At 73.7% G+C, this 16,345-nt stretch carries 14 protein-coding genes; 11 read left to right on the forward strand and 3 right to left on the reverse strand.

Features of this window, described 5'->3' with window-relative positions:
• Window positions 1–38: 38 nt before the first annotated feature.
• Window positions 39–1,550 (forward strand): potassium/proton antiporter, encoded by a 1,512-nt coding sequence (locus BUB17_RS07855; RefSeq protein WP_072915890.1) that lies wholly within the window; start codon window positions 39–41, stop codon window positions 1,548–1,550.
• A 60-nt stretch (window positions 1,551–1,610) separates the two neighbouring features.
• On the opposite strand, the gene mqo is transcribed toward BUB17_RS07855, so the two are convergent.
• On the reverse strand, window positions 1,611–3,104 hold the full coding sequence (mqo, locus tag BUB17_RS07860) for a malate dehydrogenase (quinone) (protein ID WP_072915894.1): 1,494 nt from the start codon (window positions 3,102–3,104) through the stop codon (window positions 1,611–1,613).
• Between the two features lie 125 nt (window positions 3,105–3,229).
• Between mqo and lspA the strand changes: the two genes are divergently transcribed.
• The 6 genes from lspA (at window position 3,230) to BUB17_RS26705 (ending at window position 10,484) form a co-directional block, all read left to right on the forward strand.
• Window positions 3,230–3,946 (forward strand): signal peptidase II, encoded by a 717-nt coding sequence (gene lspA, locus BUB17_RS07865; protein WP_083606144.1) that lies wholly within the window; start codon window positions 3,230–3,232, stop codon window positions 3,944–3,946.
• A 114-nt stretch (window positions 3,947–4,060) separates the two neighbouring features.
• Window positions 4,061–5,008, forward strand: coding sequence for an RluA family pseudouridine synthase (locus BUB17_RS07870; protein WP_072915897.1), 948 nt, complete (start codon window positions 4,061–4,063; stop codon window positions 5,006–5,008).
• A gap of 31 nt (window positions 5,009–5,039) precedes the next feature.
• Complete coding sequence (locus BUB17_RS07875; protein ID WP_072915899.1) at window positions 5,040–5,834, forward strand: CPBP family intramembrane glutamic endopeptidase; 795 nt, start codon at window positions 5,040–5,042, stop codon at window positions 5,832–5,834.
• A 16-nt stretch (window positions 5,835–5,850) separates the two neighbouring features.
• The gene (locus BUB17_RS26700; protein ID WP_175561313.1) at window positions 5,851–6,000 is read left to right on the forward strand and encodes a hypothetical protein; all 150 of its coding nucleotides are present in this window, start codon (window positions 5,851–5,853) and stop codon (window positions 5,998–6,000) included.
• A 182-nt stretch (window positions 6,001–6,182) separates the two neighbouring features.
• Window positions 6,183–9,737 (forward strand): DNA polymerase III subunit alpha, encoded by a 3,555-nt coding sequence (dnaE, locus tag BUB17_RS07880; RefSeq protein WP_208983336.1) that lies wholly within the window; start codon window positions 6,183–6,185, stop codon window positions 9,735–9,737.
• A 90-nt stretch (window positions 9,738–9,827) separates the two neighbouring features.
• On the forward strand, window positions 9,828–10,484 hold the full coding sequence (locus tag BUB17_RS26705; RefSeq protein ID WP_072915903.1) for a hypothetical protein: 657 nt from the start codon (window positions 9,828–9,830) through the stop codon (window positions 10,482–10,484).
• 137 nt (window positions 10,485–10,621) lie between these two features.
• On the opposite strand, the gene BUB17_RS07890 is transcribed toward BUB17_RS26705, so the two are convergent.
• Window positions 10,622–11,419 (reverse strand): LON peptidase substrate-binding domain-containing protein, encoded by a 798-nt coding sequence (locus tag BUB17_RS07890; RefSeq protein ID WP_072915920.1) that lies wholly within the window; start codon window positions 11,417–11,419, stop codon window positions 10,622–10,624.
• A 107-nt stretch (window positions 11,420–11,526) separates the two neighbouring features.
• Here BUB17_RS07890 and hisD point away from each other — a divergent pair, with 107 nt between their 5' ends.
• From hisD to BUB17_RS26710, 4 genes are read left to right on the forward strand one after another with little or no spacing between them, the layout of a single operon-like run.
• Window positions 11,527–12,831 carry a histidinol dehydrogenase gene (hisD, locus tag BUB17_RS07895; protein ID WP_072915923.1) on the forward strand — a complete coding sequence of 435 codons (1,305 nt, stop codon included), beginning with the start codon at window positions 11,527–11,529 and terminating at the stop codon, window positions 12,829–12,831.
• Window positions 12,828–13,961 carry a histidinol-phosphate transaminase gene (locus tag BUB17_RS07900; RefSeq protein ID WP_072915926.1) on the forward strand — a complete coding sequence of 378 codons (1,134 nt, stop codon included), beginning with the start codon at window positions 12,828–12,830 and terminating at the stop codon, window positions 13,959–13,961. The genes hisD and BUB17_RS07900 overlap by 4 nt, the downstream gene beginning before the upstream one ends.
• Window positions 13,958–14,554 (forward strand): imidazoleglycerol-phosphate dehydratase HisB, encoded by a 597-nt coding sequence (hisB, locus tag BUB17_RS07905; protein ID WP_072915928.1) that lies wholly within the window; start codon window positions 13,958–13,960, stop codon window positions 14,552–14,554. The genes BUB17_RS07900 and hisB overlap by 4 nt, the downstream gene beginning before the upstream one ends.
• A gap of 27 nt (window positions 14,555–14,581) precedes the next feature.
• Window positions 14,582–14,758, forward strand: a complete 177-nt coding sequence (locus tag BUB17_RS26710; RefSeq protein ID WP_175561314.1) for a hypothetical protein — start codon at window positions 14,582–14,584, stop codon at window positions 14,756–14,758.
• A 292-nt stretch (window positions 14,759–15,050) separates the two neighbouring features.
• On the opposite strand, the gene BUB17_RS07910 is transcribed toward BUB17_RS26710, so the two are convergent.
• On the reverse strand, window positions 15,051–16,274 hold the full coding sequence (locus BUB17_RS07910; RefSeq protein WP_072915931.1) for an HNH endonuclease signature motif containing protein: 1,224 nt from the start codon (window positions 16,272–16,274) through the stop codon (window positions 15,051–15,053).
• Between the last annotated feature and the right edge of the window lie 71 nt (window positions 16,275–16,345).

Consider the following 16,345-nt stretch of genomic DNA (forward strand, 5'->3'; position numbering starts at 1 on the left):
GGCGTACGGGAGACTGCGGAGGTGGACAGGGGCGCGCGGTGAACACGACGGTCACCGTCGCGCTCGCCGCGGGCGCGGTCGTCGTCCTCGTCGCGGCCGTGGCGCTCCGCCTGGCGGATCGGCTCGGACTGCCCAGCCTGCTGCTCTACCTCGCCCTCGGCGTGGTCATCGGCGAGAGCGGCCTCGGCGTCCAGTTCGAGGACTACCGCCTCACCCACACGCTGGCGTACGCCGCTCTCGTCGTCATCCTGGCGGAGGGCGGCCTCACGACCCGGTGGGGCGACGTGCGCCGGGCGATCGGGCCCGGGGTCGCGCTGTCCACCGTCGGCGTCGTGGTCAGCGTGGTGGTGACCGGGGCCGTCGGCGTCCTGGTCCTCGGCTACGACTGGGGCTTCGCCCTGCTGGTGGCCGCGGTCATCAGCTCGACCGACGCCGCCGCCGTCTTCGCGACCCTGCGGCGGCTGCCCCTCCCGCGGCGGTTGGCCGCGTCCCTGGAGGCCGAGAGCGGCCTCAACGACGCCCCGGTCATCCTGCTCGTGACCGTGCTGGCCGAGTCGCTCACCGGGGAGTCGACGCAGCCGTGGTGGCTGATCGGCCTGGTGGTGGCCGTCGAGCTCGCCGGGGGTGCCGTCATCGGGGTCGGGGTGGGCTTCGGGGGCGCGGCGCTGCTGCGCCGCGTCGCGCTCCCCGTGGCCGGCTTCTACCCCCTGGCGACGCTGGCGCTCTGCATCCTCGCGTACTCGTCGGCGTCGCTGGCGCACACGTCCGGCTTCGTCGCGGTGTACCTCTGCGGCCTGGTGCTGGGCAACGCCGCGCTGCCGCACCGGGCGGCGAGCATCGGGTTCGCCGAGGGCATGGCCTCACTGGCGCAGATCGGCCTGTTCGTCCTGCTCGGTCTCCTCGTGTCGCCGGGCCGGCTGGCCGACGCCGTGGGTCCGGCCCTCGTGATCGGTGGCGCGCTGCTGCTCATCGCCCGGCCGTTGTCGGTGGTGGCCAGCCTGGTGTGGTTCCGGTTCCCGTGGGCGCACCAGGTGTTCATCTCCTGGGCGGGCCTGCGCGGGGCGGTACCGATCGTCGCGGCCATCATCCCGCTGAACGCGCAGGTCCCCGGGGCGACGACCGTCTTCGACACGGTGTTCGTGCTGGTCGTCGTCTTCACGATCGTCCAGGGCTGGTCGCTGCCGTGGCTCGCGCAGCGGCTGCGGATCGCCACCCCCGTCACCCCCCGTGACGTGCAGGTCGAGGCTGCGCCCCTGGAGGAGCTGGATGCCGAGCTGATGCAGCTGACCGTGCCGGAGGGGTCGCGGCTGCACGGTGTCTACCTGCCGGAGCTGCGGCTGCCCGAGGACGCCGCGGTGGTGCTCATCGTCCGGGACGGCCGGTCGTTCGTGCCCGGCCCGACGACCCGGCTCATGCGCGGCGACCAGGCCCTGCTGGTCTCCGCGCGCGGGTCGCGGGCGGAGGCCGAGCGGCGGCTGCGCGCGGTCAGCCGGGCCGGCCGGCTGGCCACCTGGCGCGGCGAGTCCGGCGCCGCCTCCGGCACCGACTGATGGAGGACCGCTCACCTCCCACCCCGAGCGTGCGGGGGGCGCGGGCAGGAGGGTCCTCCGTCAGCCGTTGAGCTCGAGGGTCTGCATCGTGTCCGCGCGGACCTCGGCCAGCAGCGCCGGGTCGTCGTTGAGCCGGCGGCCGTAGGAGGGGATCGCCTCCTGCAGCTTCGGGCGCCACGCGGCGATCCGGTCGGGGAAGCAGCGCTCGAGCACGGTGAGCATCGCCGAGACCGCCGTCGACGCGCCGGGTGAGGCGCCGAGCAGACCGGCGATGGTCCCCTCGCCGCCGACGACCAGCTCGGTGCCGAACTGCAGCACACCGCGCCCGGTCACCGGGTCGCGCTTGATCACCTGGACCCGCTGGCCGGCGGTGACCATGTCCCAGTCCGCCTGCTCGGCCAGCGGTACGAAGGCGGTGAGCGTCTCGTGCCGGGCGCGGCGCGACTGGAGCAGCTCGCCGATCAGGTAGCGGGTCAGCGCCAGCTCGGTGCGGGCCACGCCCAGCATCGAGCCCAGGTTGTTCGGCTTGACGCTCAGCGGCAGGTCGAAGATCGAGCCGGCCTTGAGGAACCTGGGCGAGAAGCCGGCGTACGGGCCGAACAGCAGCGAGTGGTCGCCGTCGATGAGGCGCAGGTCCAGGTGCGGCACCGACATCGGGGGAGCACCCACGGCGGCCTGGCCGTAGACCTTCGCCTGGTGCGCCGAGACCAGCTCGGGGGAGTTGGTGTGCAGGAACATGCCACTCACCGGGAAGCCGCCGAAGCCGCGGATCTCGGGGATGGTGGCCTTCTGCAGCAGCGGCAGCGCGCCACCGCCGGCCCCGACGAACAGGAACCGGGTGCGGACGGTGCGCTCCTCACCGCTGACGGTGTCACGGACGGTCACCGACCAGCGGCCGTCCTCCCGGCGCTCGACGTCGGTGACCCGCTGGTCCACGTGCACGTGCACGCCGCGGTCCTCGGCGGCGCCGAACAGCAGCCGGGTCAGCGACCCGAAGTCGACGTCGGTGCCCGCGGCCGAGCGGGTCGCGGCGACCACCTGGTCGGCCGGGCGGCCGGCCATCACCAGCGGCACCCACCGGGCCAGCACGGCAGGGTCGTCGGTGTACTCCAGACCCTCGAACGCCGGCTGCGCGGACATCGCCGCGTGGCGGGTGCGCAGGTAGGAGCGGCCGGCCTCGCCGGTCACGAAGCTGACGTGCGGAACCGGGGTGATGAACTCCTTGGGCGACCCGGTCAGCCCCGAGCGGACCAGGTGCGACCAGAACTGCCGGGACACGGCGAACTGCTCGTTGATCGTCACGGCCTTGGTGACGTCGACCGAGCCGTCCGGGCCGGCGGGCGTGTAATTGAGCTCGCAGAGGGCCGCGTGACCGGTCCCGGCGTTGTTCCACGGGCGGGAGCTCTCGCCGGCCACCGCGGGCCCGGACTCGAAGACGGTGACGCTCCAGTCGGGGGCGACGACGCCCAGCAGCGACGCGAGGGTCGCGCTCATGACGCCGCCACCCACGAGGACGACGTCGGGGTCGGTGGCTGGGGCGAGATCGGTGGACACGACGGCCTTCCGGCTCGGGGGGAGGGTGCTGCCTTCCCAACTTCGACCAGCGGGCCTCCGAACATGTCACCCTCCGTGGTGAGATACGTCGCACTCCGCCATGAGATGAGTCACACCGAGCCGGGTTGCGGGTCCCGGCGGACGGCGGCGGGAGCTCCCCCCGGCCGCCGCTATCGTCGGGAGGACGGCGCCCACCGGCCGCGCCGCCCACCGCCAGGCCTTCGACCGAGGAGCTCTCCCTGCCCAGCCCCAGCGACGCCCCGGACGGACCGGGCGACCCCCAGGACGGCGCCGTCGCGGCCTCCGGGGACACCGCGGCACGCCGTCCCCGCACCCGGCTGCTGCTCCTGCTGGCGCTCGTGGTGCTGGCCCTCGACCTGGGCACCAAGCTGCTCGTCGTCGCCACCGTCGAACGCGGCGCGGACATCCGGTTGCTGGGCGGGGCGCTCTACCTGACCCACACCCGCAACACCGGGGCGGCGTTCTCCTTCGCCGAGGGCTTCACCGTCGTCTTCACGCTCATCGCGGTCGCCGTCGCGGTGGTCATCGTGCGCACCGCCCGCCGGCTGCTCTCCGCCGGCTGGGCCGTCGCGCTCGGCCTGGTGCTCGGCGGCGCGGTCGGCAACCTCGTCGACCGCGTCTTCCGCGAGCCGGGCTTCCTGCGCGGCGGCGTCGTCGACTTCATCTCGGTGTTCGCGCCGGACGGCGAGTTCTACCCGGTCTTCAACGTCGCCGACTCGGCGATCGTGTGCGGCGGGGTCCTTGGCGTGGTCCTCGCGCTGCGTGGCGTCGAGTTCGACGGCACGCGCAGCACCGGGGAGGACGCCGCGGCGCGCGACTGAAGAAGGACCCCCCTCCCACGCCTCGCGAGCTCGGCGCGGGCCCTGAGGGTGGCCGCTCCAGCACGTCACCACGCCCGGGCGGTGCTGCGTCGGGCCGTCGCCGCGACGGTCAGAATGGAGCCCGTGACGAACGCCGCCGGCCAGCACCGCGCGCTCCCGGTGCCCGACGGGCTCGAGGGCCAGCGCGTCGACCAGGCCCTGTCCCGGCTCTTCGGCCTCACCCGCGGCGCGGCCGCCGACCTCGCCGACGCGGGCGCGGTGGTCGTCGACGGCCGGGTGCGCGGCAAGGGCGACCGGATCACCGGCGGCAGCTGGCTGGAGGTCGAGCTGCCCCCGCCGCCCGGGAAGCCGGCCGCACCCGAGCCGGTCCCCGGGCTGACCGTCGTCCACGACGACGACGACATCGTGGTGGTCGACAAGCCCGTCGGCGTCGCCGCACACCCCAGCCCCGGCTGGGAGGGGCCCACCGTCATCGGCGGGCTGGCCGCGGCCGGCTACCGCATCGCGACCTCGGGGGCCGCCGAGCGGCAGGGCGTCGTCCACCGGCTGGACGCCGGGACGACGGGGCTGATGGTGGTGGCCAAGAGCGAGCGGGCCTACACCGCGCTCAAGGCGGCCTTCAAGCAGCGGACGGTCGAGAAGGGCTACGCCGCCCTCGTCCAGGGCCACCCCGACCCCTCCCGGGGCACCATCGACGCCCCGATCGACCGGCACCCCAAGCACGACTGGAGGTTCGCCGTCGTCCAGGGCGGGCGCCCGTCGGTGACCCACTACGAGGTCGTCGAGGCCTTCCCGGCCGCCAGCCTGGTCGTCATCCGCCTGGAGACCGGCCGCACCCACCAGATCCGGGTGCACTTCTCCGCGCTGCGCCACCCCTGCGTCGGCGACGCCACCTACGGCGCGGACCCGACCCTGGCCGCCCGGCTGGGCGTCTCGCGGCAGTGGCTGCACGCCGCGCGGCTGGGCATCCCGCACCCGGCCGACGGCCGCTGGACGGAGTTCACCAGCCCCTTCCCGCCCGACCTGGCCGGCGCGCTCGACATCCTGCGCGCCGAGTCCTGACGCCCGTGCGAGCGAGCCTGCGAGCTCGACCGTGACTCCGGTCGGGCTGCCCGGCTCGCTCGCCGAGTGGGGCCCGGCCGCGCTGTCCGCCGTCGTCGTCGCCGGCTACCTGGTGGTCGGTGAGCCGTTCGTCGGCCACGTGCTGCACCGCCGCTTCGAGGGCCGGCTGCGCACCGACGACGGCGCGCGGCGGTCCTTCTACGCCCGGCTGCTGCTGCTGGAGTGGGGCCTGGCGGTGGTCGCCCTGGTGGTCTGGCTGTCGGCACCCGGGGTGGACGCCGGTGCCGTGGGGCTGCGCTGGCCGCAGTCCTGGCCCGGCCCGCTGGCCGTCGCGGCCACCGTCGCCGTCCTCGGCTTCGTCGTCGTCTCCACGCGGGCGCTGCGTTCGGGCGCGCTGGCGCAGGCGGGCGCCGAGCTGCGCCGGCCGGGGGAGGGGCGGCACGCCGAGCCGGCCGTGCACGCCACCCTGGCGCTGCTGCCGCGGACGACGGCGGAGCGGCGGCTGTTCACGCTGGTCGGGATCACCGCCGGCGTCTGCGAGGAGTGGCTCTACCGCGGGTTCTTCCTCGCCGTGGTGGCGGCGGCCGGCGGGGAGCTGCCGACACCGGTCCTGGTGGCGATCGGCGCGCTGGCGTTCGGGCTGGCGCACGCCTACCAGGGTGTCGCCGGCATCGTGACGACCGGCGTCCTGGGCGGCGTGATGGCCGTGCTCTACCTGGGCACCGGGTCGCTGCTGCTGCCCGTCGTGCTGCACGCGCTGATCGACCTGCGCTTCCTGCTGGTCCCCGCGTCCGCGCTGCCCGACGCCGTCCGGAGGCCCACGTGAGCGAGCGGGCCCACGCATGGACGCAGCAGGGTGGCGCGAACGCGCCGACGAGCGCAGCGAGGAGGTCGCGTGGGTGCCCGGTGCGCCACGGCGGCCCGACCTCGCCGGTGACGGCTACGAGGAGCCCGGCACCGCGCACGTCCCGATGCGCCGTCCGCCCGTGTGACGGAGCGGTCCGACCGTGGCGAGACACCTTCCTGTCGGTCCCCCGGAGTAGACCTCCGTGGTGCGAGGATCGGGTCGCCCCCGGCCCGCACCCGGACCACAGCACCGCCGGTCTTCCCCGCCGGTCGCCCGCCGGATCCCCGACGGCCGGGCACGTACGACCTGTGAGGAGCACCAACGAACGTGAGCACCCCGTCGTCCGACTCGTTCGTGCACCTGCACGTACACACCGAGTACTCGATGCTCGACGGCGCGGCCAAGCTGCCCGAGGTCACCAGGGCCGCCGCCGAGCAGGGGATGCCGGCGCTGGCGATGACCGACCACGGCAACGTGTTCGGCGCCTACGACTTCTACAAGCAGGCCAAGGCCGCCGGCGTGAAGCCGATCATCGGCATGGAGGGCTACTACACCCCGGGCTCGCGCTTCGACCGGGCGCCGTTCGACTTCGGCGAGAACCTCATCGACGAGGACGGCGAGGGCGGCTCCTCCCGCGGCAAGGCCGCCTACACGCACATGACGTTGCTGGCCCGCACGACGGAGGGGATGCACAACCTCTTCCGCATCTCCTCGATGGCGAGCCTCGAGGGGCAGTACCGCAAGCCCCGGTTCGACCGCGACCTGCTGGAGCGCTACGGCACGGGCCTGATCGCCACCACCGGCTGCCCCTCCGGTGAGGTCAACATGTGGCTGCGGGCCGGCAAGCACGACAAGGCCCGGCAGGCCGCCGCCGACTTCCAGGACATCTTCGGCAAGGAGAACTTCTACGCCGAGGTGATGGACCACGGGCTGGCCATCGAGAAGAAGACCCGCCCGGCGCTGCTGGAGATCGCCGAGGAGCTCGGCATCCCGCTGCTGGGCACCAACGACCTGCACTACACGCACCGTGAGGACGCCGAGGCGCACGACGCCCTGCTGTGCATCCAGACCGGATCGCGGCTGAACGAGACCAACCGCTTCAAGTTCAACGGCGACGGCTACTACCTGAAGTCGGCCGCGGAGATGCGCGCGCTGTTCAGCGAGCTGCCCGAGGCCTGCGACAACACGCTGCTGGTGGCCGAGCAGTGCGAGGTGGAGTTCACAGAGGGCGCGGACCTGATGCCCCGGTTCCCGCTGCCACCGGGGGAGGACGAGACCTCCTGGTTCGTCAAGGAGGTCGAGCGCGGGCTGCACAAGCGCTGGCCGGGCGGAATCCCCGACCACGTGCGCAAGCAGGCCGACTACGAGGTCGGGATCATCACCCAGATGGGCTTCCCGGGGTACTTCCTCGTGGTCGCCGACTTCATCAACTGGGCCAAGGACAACGGCATCCGCGTCGGACCGGGCCGTGGCTCGGCCGCGGGCTCGCTGGCCGCCTACGCCATGGGCATCACCGACCTCGACCCGCTGGCGCACGGGCTGATCTTCGAGCGGTTCCTCAACCCCGAGCGCGTCTCCATGCCCGACGTCGACATCGACTTCGACGACCGCCGCCGCGGCGAGGTCATCCAGTACGTCTCGCAGAAGTACGGCGAGGAGCGGGTCAGCCAGATCGTCACCTACGGCACCATCAAGGCCAAGGCCGCGATCAAGGACGCCGCCCGGGTGCTCGACCGGCCCTACTCGGTGGGCGACGAGCTGACCAAGCTGATGCCCCCGGACGTGATGGGCAAGGGCATCCCGCTGTCGGGGGTCTTCGACCCGGCGCACCCCCGCTACAAGGAGGCCGCGGAGTTCCGCGCCCGCTACGAGTCCGACCCCGGCGCGGCCGAGGTCGTCGACCAGGCGCGCAAGCTCGAGGGCCTGAAGCGGCAGTGGGGCGTGCACGCCGCCGGCGTCATCATCGGCCGCTACCCGCTGATCGACAGCATCCCGATCATGCGGCGGGAGGCCGACGGCGCGGTCATCACGCAGTTCGACTACCCGACCTGCGAGACGCTCGGCCTGCTGAAGATGGACTTCCTGGGCCTGCGCAACCTCACGGTCATCGACGACGCGCTGCGCAACATCGTCGCGAACGGCAAGGAGCCGATCGACCTCGACGAGATCAGCAAGGACCTCACCGACCCGGCCACCTACGCGCTGCTGTCCCGCGGTGACACCCTCGGCGTCTTCCAGTTCGACGGCGGCCCGATGCGCTCGTTGCTGCGGCTCATGCGGCCGGACAACTTCGAAGACATCTCCGCCGTCGGCGCGCTCTACCGGCCCGGCCCGATGGGTGCGAACTCGCACACCAACTACGCGCTGCGCAAGAACGGCCAGCAGGAGATCACGCCGATCCACCCGGAGCTGGCCGAGCCGCTGGAGGACATCCTCGGCACGACCTACGGCCTGATCGTCTACCAGGAGCAGGTCATGGCGATCGCGCAGAAGGTCGCCGGGTACTCCCTCGGCAAGGCCGACCTGCTGCGCCGCGCGATGGGCAAGAAGAAGAAGTCGGTCCTGGACGCGGAGTTCGTCGGGTTCGAGGCCGGCATGAAGGAGCGCGGCTTCTCCGACGCGGCGATCAAGACGCTCTGGGACATCCTCGTCCCGTTCGCCGACTACGCCTTCAACAAGGCCCACTCCGCCGCCTACGGGCTGGTGTCCTACTGGACGGCCTACCTCAAGGCCAACTACCCGGCCGAGTACATGGCCGGGCTGCTGACCAGCGTCGGCGACGACAAGGACCGCCGGCCGATCTACCTGGCCGAGTGCCGGCGGATGGGCATCAAGGTGCTCCCGCCGGACGTCAACGAGTCGTCCTGGGACTTCACCGCCGTCGGTACCGACATCCGCTTCGGTCTCGCGTCGGTGCGCAACGTCGGGCACAACGTCGTCGACTCGATCCGCCGGGCCCGCGAGGAGAAGGGGGCGTTCAAGGACTTCCCCGACTTCATGCGCAAGATCGACACGGTGGCCTGCAACAAGAAGGTCATCGAGTCCCTGGCCAAGGCCGGGGCGTTCGACTCCCTGGGCCACTCCCGGCAGGGCATCGTCGCCGTCCACGCGCAGGCCGTGGACTCGGCGATGGCGCTCAAGCGCAAGGAGGCCGAGGGGCAGTTCGACCTCTTCGGCAGCTTCGGGGAGGGCGGCGACGACCCGTTCAGCGGGGCGCTGGACATCGCGATCCCCACGGCGGACTGGTCGAAGTCCGAGCGGCTGGTGTTCGAGCGCGACATGCTCGGTCTCTACGTCTCCGACCACCCGCTGCACGGCGTGGAGCACGTGCTCGCGGCCAACGCGGACACGCCGATCGCCGAGATCAACGCCGGCGGCGTCGAGGACGGCGCCAACGTCACCATCGCCGGCATCCTCACCTCGGTCGCGCCGCGGACCAACAAGCAGGGTGCGCCGTGGGCCATCGCGACCCTCGAGGACCTCGAGTCCGGCATCGAGGTGCTCTTCTTCCCGAAGACCTGGGCGGAGGTCTCGGAGAAGGTCGTCCGCGACCAGATCGTCGTGGTCAAGGGGCGGATCAGCCGGCGCGACGACCAGCCCTCGCTGTTCGGCTCCGAGGTGACCATCCCCGAGCTCACCGAGGGCGCGCGCGGCCCGGTGCTCGTGTCCATGGCGGCGGCCCGCTGCACCCCGCCGGTGGTCGAGCGGCTCCGCGAGGTGCTGGGCAGCCACCCGGGCACCACCGAGGTGCAGCTGAAGCTGGTCAACGGCAGCCGGGAGACCGTGCTGCGGCTGGACCAGGGGCTGCGGGTGCGGCCCAGCACGGCGCTCATGGGCGACATCAAGGCACTGCTGGGCCCGACCAGCGTCGCCCTGCTGTGAGCAGGGCCCCGGCCTCCTGGCAGATCCCGCCGCGCCGGGCGCCCCGTCGCCGGGGATGAGCCGCACAGCGCGGCGGGGTTGACTGGGGGCGTGGACAGCCCCCCCGCACCCGCCCCCGGCGGGCCGCCGCCCGTCCGCCCCGCCCGGTGGGGTGCCGGTGCCCCCTGGCCGGGGCGCGCCGAGCTGCGCGCCGACCTGCGCGGTTCGCTGGTGCTGGCCGGCGTCCTGCTGCTCGCCGGGCTGCCGGCCGGGCTGGTGTGGTGGGCGCTGGCCCCGCGGGCGACCTTCGAGGTCACCGCGGACGGCCCGGTCCCGGTCGGCGCCCCCTCGGTCGAGCTGCTGGTCGCCGACGACGGCGTCTACACCCTCGTGCTGGCCGGCCTCGGCCTGGGAGCCGGGCTGGTCGCCTGGCGACTGCGCCGCCGCCGCGGGGTCGCGACCGTGCTGGCCCTGGCCGTCGGGACGGTGTTGGCCTCCCTCGTCGCCTGGCAGGTCGGCGAGCTGCTCGGCGCCGGGCCCTCGCCGGCCGAGCTGGCCACCGTCGGCACCCGGGTGATCACCCCGCTGCGGCTGGGCTCGCCGGCTGCGCTGGCGGTCGCCCCGTTCCTCGCCGTCCTGGCCTACGTGGTGTCCACGCTGCTCACCGCCGCCGAGGACCTCGACCGGCCCGATCCCGCGCCGGCCCGGCCGCCGGCCGGCGGCCCACTGCCCGAGACCACGGCCGCCGAGGACGCGCTGAGCGCCTAGCCGACGCCCGGACGGCCACCCCTCAAGGCCCCGACCCCGTCCTGGACGGGGCCTGGCGCGAGCCTGCGAGTGGCGGGGGCAAGGGGGTCCCTCAAGGGGAGGACGGGGTCCTTCCCCGGTGAGGGGACGAGGTCCCCTCAGTTGACGCCGCGCGGGCCGGTGAAGCGCTGCAGCGGTGCCGGTACCGCGCCGATCGTCTCCAGCAGCGTCAGCTCGCGGCGCAGCAGCCGGGACTCGGTCTGCAGCCGGCGGCGGGTGGCGGACTCGGCCAGCAGCGCCTGCCGGTCCTCGGCGGTCAACAGGGCGGCCGAGGCCACCAGGTAGGACAGCGCCCGAGGGTCCCCGGAGACGGCGTCGAGCAGGTCCGCGGTGTCGGGCTCCTCGCCGTCGACATCCCCGGTCAGCGTGGCCACGGCGGTGACGTAGCGGCCGAAAAGCGCGCCCACCCCGCGCACCAGCACGTCCATCGAGCCGCGCGCCACCTCCGAGACCAGGTCCTCGTGCCGGGGGTCGGCCGGCTCCCCGCCGGGCGCGGTCAGCCCCTCGTGGTCGCCGGCGGCCTCCTCGGCGGCCTCCTCCTCGGCGAGCCACTCGACCTGGGCCTGGAGGTACGGGGGGTCCTCACCGACCACGAGATCGAGCAGCCGGAACCGGTCCCCGCCGACGGCGACGATGCGGAACCCGCCGTCGGGCTGGGGCCGCACGGTCTGCAGCCGCGCGGTGCAGCCGACGTCGTAGAGGGCCTTGGCCGGGGCGACGTCCTCGACCTCCCAGCCCTGCCGGATGGCCACGACGCCGAAGCAGCGGGCAGCGCCCTCCGGCAGCTCCAGCAGGTCGCGCACCAGTCGCCGGTAGCGCGGCTCGAACACCTGCAGCGGCAGGACCACCCCGGGGAAGAGCGGCGTCCCCAGCGGGAAGAGCGGGATGACGTCCACGGCAGGCGAGCCTACGGGTGGCCGGTGCCCGGACCGGGCAGCGCGCCGGGCCGCGGACCCCCGGCGGCTATCCTGGGGTGTTCCATCCCCACCCCGGAGGTCCGCCCGTGCTCGCCCGCATCGACCTGCGTGGATCCACCCTGCCGGGGGTGCGTGAGCTCGCCGGCCTGCTGCCCCGCGCCGCCACCGACATCGACTCTGTGCTGGCCACGGTCCGGCCGCTGTGCGAGGACGTGCGGGTGCGCGGCGCCCGGGCCGTCCGCGAGATCACCGCCCGCCTCGACGGCGTCGACCTCGAGGACTTCGCCGTTCCTCAGGAGGCGATCGACGCCGCGCTGGCCGGGATCGACCCCGCCGTCCGCGCCGCGCTCGAGGAGGCCATCGCACGCGTCCGGAAGGTGCACGCCGACCAGCGCCGCAGCGACGTCACCACCGAGGTCGTCCCCGGCGGCACGGTCACCGAGCGTTGGCTGCCGGTGCGCCGCGTCGGCCTGTACGTGCCCGGTGGGCTGGCGCCGCTGCTGTCCAGCGTGGTCATGAACGTCGTCCCCGCGCAGATCGCGGGGGTGGAGTCCATCGCGGTCGCCTCCCCGCCGCAGCGCGACCACGGCGGCCTGCCCGACCCCGGCGTCCTGGCCGCGTGCGCGCTGCTCGGCGTTCCCGAGGTCTACGCCGTCGGCGGGGCGCAGGCCATCGCCGTCTTCGGCTACGGTGCCGGCTCCTGCGAGCCGGTCGACATGGTCACCGGCCCGGGCAACATCTACGTGACGGCGGCCAAGCGGCTGCTGCGCGGGCTCATCGGCATCGACTCCGAGGCCGGCCCGACCGAGGTGGCGATCCTCGCCGACGAGACCGCCGACCCGGTGCACGTCGCCGCCGACCTGATCAGCCAGGCCGAGCACGACCCGCTGGCCGGCGCGGTGCTGGTCACCGACAGCGAGGCGCTCGCCGACGCCGTCCTGGACCTGGTGCCCGGGCAGGTCGCGGCCACCAAGCACTCCGACCGGATCACCACCGCGCTCGACGGCAGCCAGTCGGGCATCGTCCTGGTGGACGACGTCGACGCGGGTCTGCGCGTGGTCGACGCCTACGCCGCGGAGCACCTGGAGATCCAGACGCGCGATGCCCGCACGGTGGCGCTGCGGGTGCGCAACGCCGGAGCGGTGTTCGTCGGCGCCTGGTCGCCGGTCTCGCTCGGCGACTACATCGCCGGCTCCAACCACGTGCTGCCCACCGGTGGCTGCGCGCGGCACTCCAGCGGCCTGTCGGTGCAGTCGTTCCTGCGCGGCATCCACCTGGTCGAGTACGGCGAGCAGGCGCTGGCCGACGTCGCCGGGCACGTCGACGCCCTCGCCGGTGCCGAGGACCTGCCCGCGCACGCTGCCGCTGTCCGGGTTCGGCAGCGCTCGTGACCGACCTCGAGGAGCTCCCGCTGCGCCCGGAGCTGCGTGGCCGCACGCCCTACGGCGCGCCGCAGCTGCAGGTCAAGCACCGGCTCAACACCAACGAGAACCCGCACCCGCTGCCGCCGGAGCTGCTGGCCGACCTGGGCGAGGCGCTGGGGCACGCTGCGCTGGAGCTCAACCGCTACCCCGACCGGGACGCACTCGCGCTGCGCCGCGACCTGGCCGCGTACCTCACCCGCACCAGCGGGGAGGCGGTCGAGCCGGCGCAGGTGTGGGCGGCCAACGGCTCCAACGAGGTGCTGCAGCAGGTGCTGCAGGCGTTCGGCGGGGCCGGGCGGACGGCGCTGGGCTTCACGCCGTCCTACTCGATGCACCCGATCATCTCAGCCGGCACCGGCACCGCCTGGGCCGACGGGCACCGCCGCGAGGACTTCACCATCGACGCCGCGCAGGCCGCCGCCCAGGTGCGCGAGGTGCGCCCGGACGTCGTCTTCGTGACCAGCCCCAACAACCCGACCGGCACCGCGGTGGCCCTGGAGACGATCACCACCATCTACGACGCCATGTCATACGGCCACGGACGCGCCGGCGTGGTGGTCGTGGACGAGGCCTACACCGAGTTCGCCCGCACGGGTACGCGCTCGGCGCTCACCCTGCTGCCCGGGCGTCCGCGGCTGCTGGTCAGCCGCACGATGAGCAAGGCGTTCGGGATGGCCGGCCTGCGGCTGGGCTACCTGGCCGCCGACCCGGCGGTCGTCGACGCGCTGCAGTTGGTGCGGCTGCCCTACCACCTGTCGTCGCTGACCCAGGCGGCCGCGCGGACGGCGCTGGCGCACACCGACGCGCTGCTGGCGACCGTCGACGCGGTCAAGGCCGAGCGGGACCGGATCGTCGCCGCGCTGCCGGGGATGGGGTTGACCAGCGTCCCCAGCGACGCCAACTTCGTCCTCTTCGGCCGATTCGCCGACGCCCCGGGCGCGTGGAAGGCGCTGCTCGAGCACGACGTCCTCGTGCGCGACGTCGGGCTGCCCGGCTGGCTGCGGGTGACGGCCGGGACGACCGAGGAGACCGATGCCTTCCTCACCGCGCTGGGTGAGGTCGTGCGTGAACAGCACCTGGGAGACTCGAGGGCATGACCCGCACCGCACGCGTCGAGCGCGAGACCAGCGAGACCAAGCTCGTCGTCGAGCTGGACCTCGACGGCACCGGCACCAGCTCGATCAGCACCGGGGTCGGGTTCTACGACCACATGCTCACCTCGTTGTCCAAGCACAGCGGCATCGACCTCACCGTGCGCGCCGACGGCGACCTGCACATCGACGCCCACCACACGGTGGAGGACGTCGCCATCGCGCTCGGCCAGGCGTTCGCGCAGGCGCTGGGGGACAAGCGCGGCATCACCCGCTACGGCGACGCGACGATCCCGATGGACGAGGTGCTCGCGCAGGCCGCCGTCGACCTCTCCGGGCGGCCGTACTTCGTGCACTCCGAGCCCGAGAACATGACGCCGATGATCGGGCCGGACTACCCGACGTCGCTCACCAAGCACGTGCTCGAGTCGTTCGCGTTCAACGCGCGGATCAGCCTGCACGTGCGGGTGCTCTACGCCGGCCGCGACGCCCACCACATCGTCGAGGGCCAGTTCAAGGCGCTGGCGCGGGCGCTGCGGGCCGCGGTGGCGATCGATCCGCGGGTGACCGACGTGCCGTCGACCAAGGGCGCTCTGTAGACCCGTGTCCGTGCTTCGCTGCCTCGCGTGACCTTCGCCGTCCTGCTGCTCGTCGTCGGCGGCTTCCTGCTCGGCGGGGCGTACAGCATCTGGAAGGCCGACTCCGACACGGAGGGCCGCACCGGCCCGCAGGTCGCCTTCGCCGTCCTGCTGCTGGTCGCGGCGGTCATGGCGACGGTGTCAGGCGTCCTCCGGCTGGTGTGAGCGCCGAGGGGCGGTTCCTCGACGTCGTCCGCGCCGACCCGACGGGAACCGCGGTGCTGCAGCGCGCCCCGCAGCCGGACGTAGCGGACGAACGAAGGATCCTCGCCCCATCCCTCGCATGCTCGGGCTCCGCGTGTACGCACCGCACGGCTGCGACGACCTGTTCACGCTCGTCGCGCGTCCCAACCCACGGGTCCCAGCACGGGTGAGGAGCCGCGCACACGGGCAGTCGGCAGCCGACCGGTGCCCGGGGGTGGGCATCGGTCGGCTGCCGGCTGGGATGGGCGTCAGGTCAGGCAGCAGTGACGAGTGGTGGGCCGGTGCGGCCCGGTCCGGTGCGGATCTCGGTGCCGTCGGGTCGCCAGGTGCGCCATCGGCCATCGGGTTGTCGCTCGACGCGGAAGCCGTGGTGGACCTTGGTGTGGTGCCGTTCGCGCAGCAGTGCCGAGTTGGCCAGCGACGTCTCACCGCCGTCGATCCAGGCGATCAGGTGGTGCACGTCGCACCACCAGGTCGGGGCGCCGCAGCCGGCGAACACGCAGCCGCCGTCGCGCACCTCCGCGGCGCGGCGCAGGTGCGGTGGCACCAGCCGCACGCTGCGGCCGACGTCCAGCGGCACCCCGTCCGGGCCGATCACGATCCGGGTGATGTTCCCGTCGCAGGCGATCCAGCGGGCCCGGGCGGCGGAGATCGTCGCGCCGAACCCCATCTGCGCGGCGCCCCGGCCGGTGGCCGGGTCGGCCAGGTCCTCGATCCCGATCGTGACGATCACCTGGGGCTTGTGGCCGCGCAGGATGGGCAGACCGCCGGAGGCCAGGGCGTTGTCGGCCAGCTGCACCAGCGCATCGGCCAGCCGCTGCGCGCGGGTGCGCTCGTCCCCGGCGCACCGGCCGGCCTGCACCACCGCCTCCAGCGCCGCCTGCAGCCTCTCCCCACCCACCGCGTCCAGGTCGAACCGGCCGGTGATGCTGCCGTCGGCGTGCTTGGCCATCACCAGCCGCCGCCCCTCGGTGGGATCGGGCTCGGGCCCGTCGGCGTCGAGGCGGTCCAGGTAGTGCTGCACCGCCTGGGCGGTGTCCGCGTGCGGACGGGTCACGGCCACGTCGGTGAGCAGCTCATCCACCGCGGCCAGGTCCACGTTCTGCGCGGCGGCGCGGGCGAGCTGGTCGGGCTCGGCCACCCGGCCGATCAGCGCGGCCTGCTCGCCGGTCACCGCACCGGCGGCGAACGCCGCCAGCGCCGGCAGGTGCTGAAGCGCACGCCCGGCGCGGACCACCCGGGCGGCCTCGGCGGTCGACAGGTGCCCGTGCCCACGCAGCCAGGAGCCCATGGACGTCAGCCCGTCGACCTCCGCGGCACCGGACACCTCGCACTCGCGCACCGTGCGGGCCACCTCGGCGGCCAGCCGGTTCTGCGCCACCAGCAGCGGACCCAGCCGGTCCAGCAGCACCGGGCCGAACAACGGCGCCAGATCCTCGCCGGCGAGCGCGTCGAGGGCAGCCAACAGGTCGTCCACGACACCTCCCCACCGACTCGATCACCTGTTCGAAGCCTAGCGAGCCCGGGGACGTCACTCATCCCGAATCC

Origin of the sequence: Geodermatophilus obscurus, from assembly GCF_900143215.1 — a bacterium.
In the GTDB taxonomy this organism is placed as follows: Bacteria; Actinomycetota; Actinomycetes; order Mycobacteriales; family Geodermatophilaceae; genus Geodermatophilus; species Geodermatophilus obscurus_A.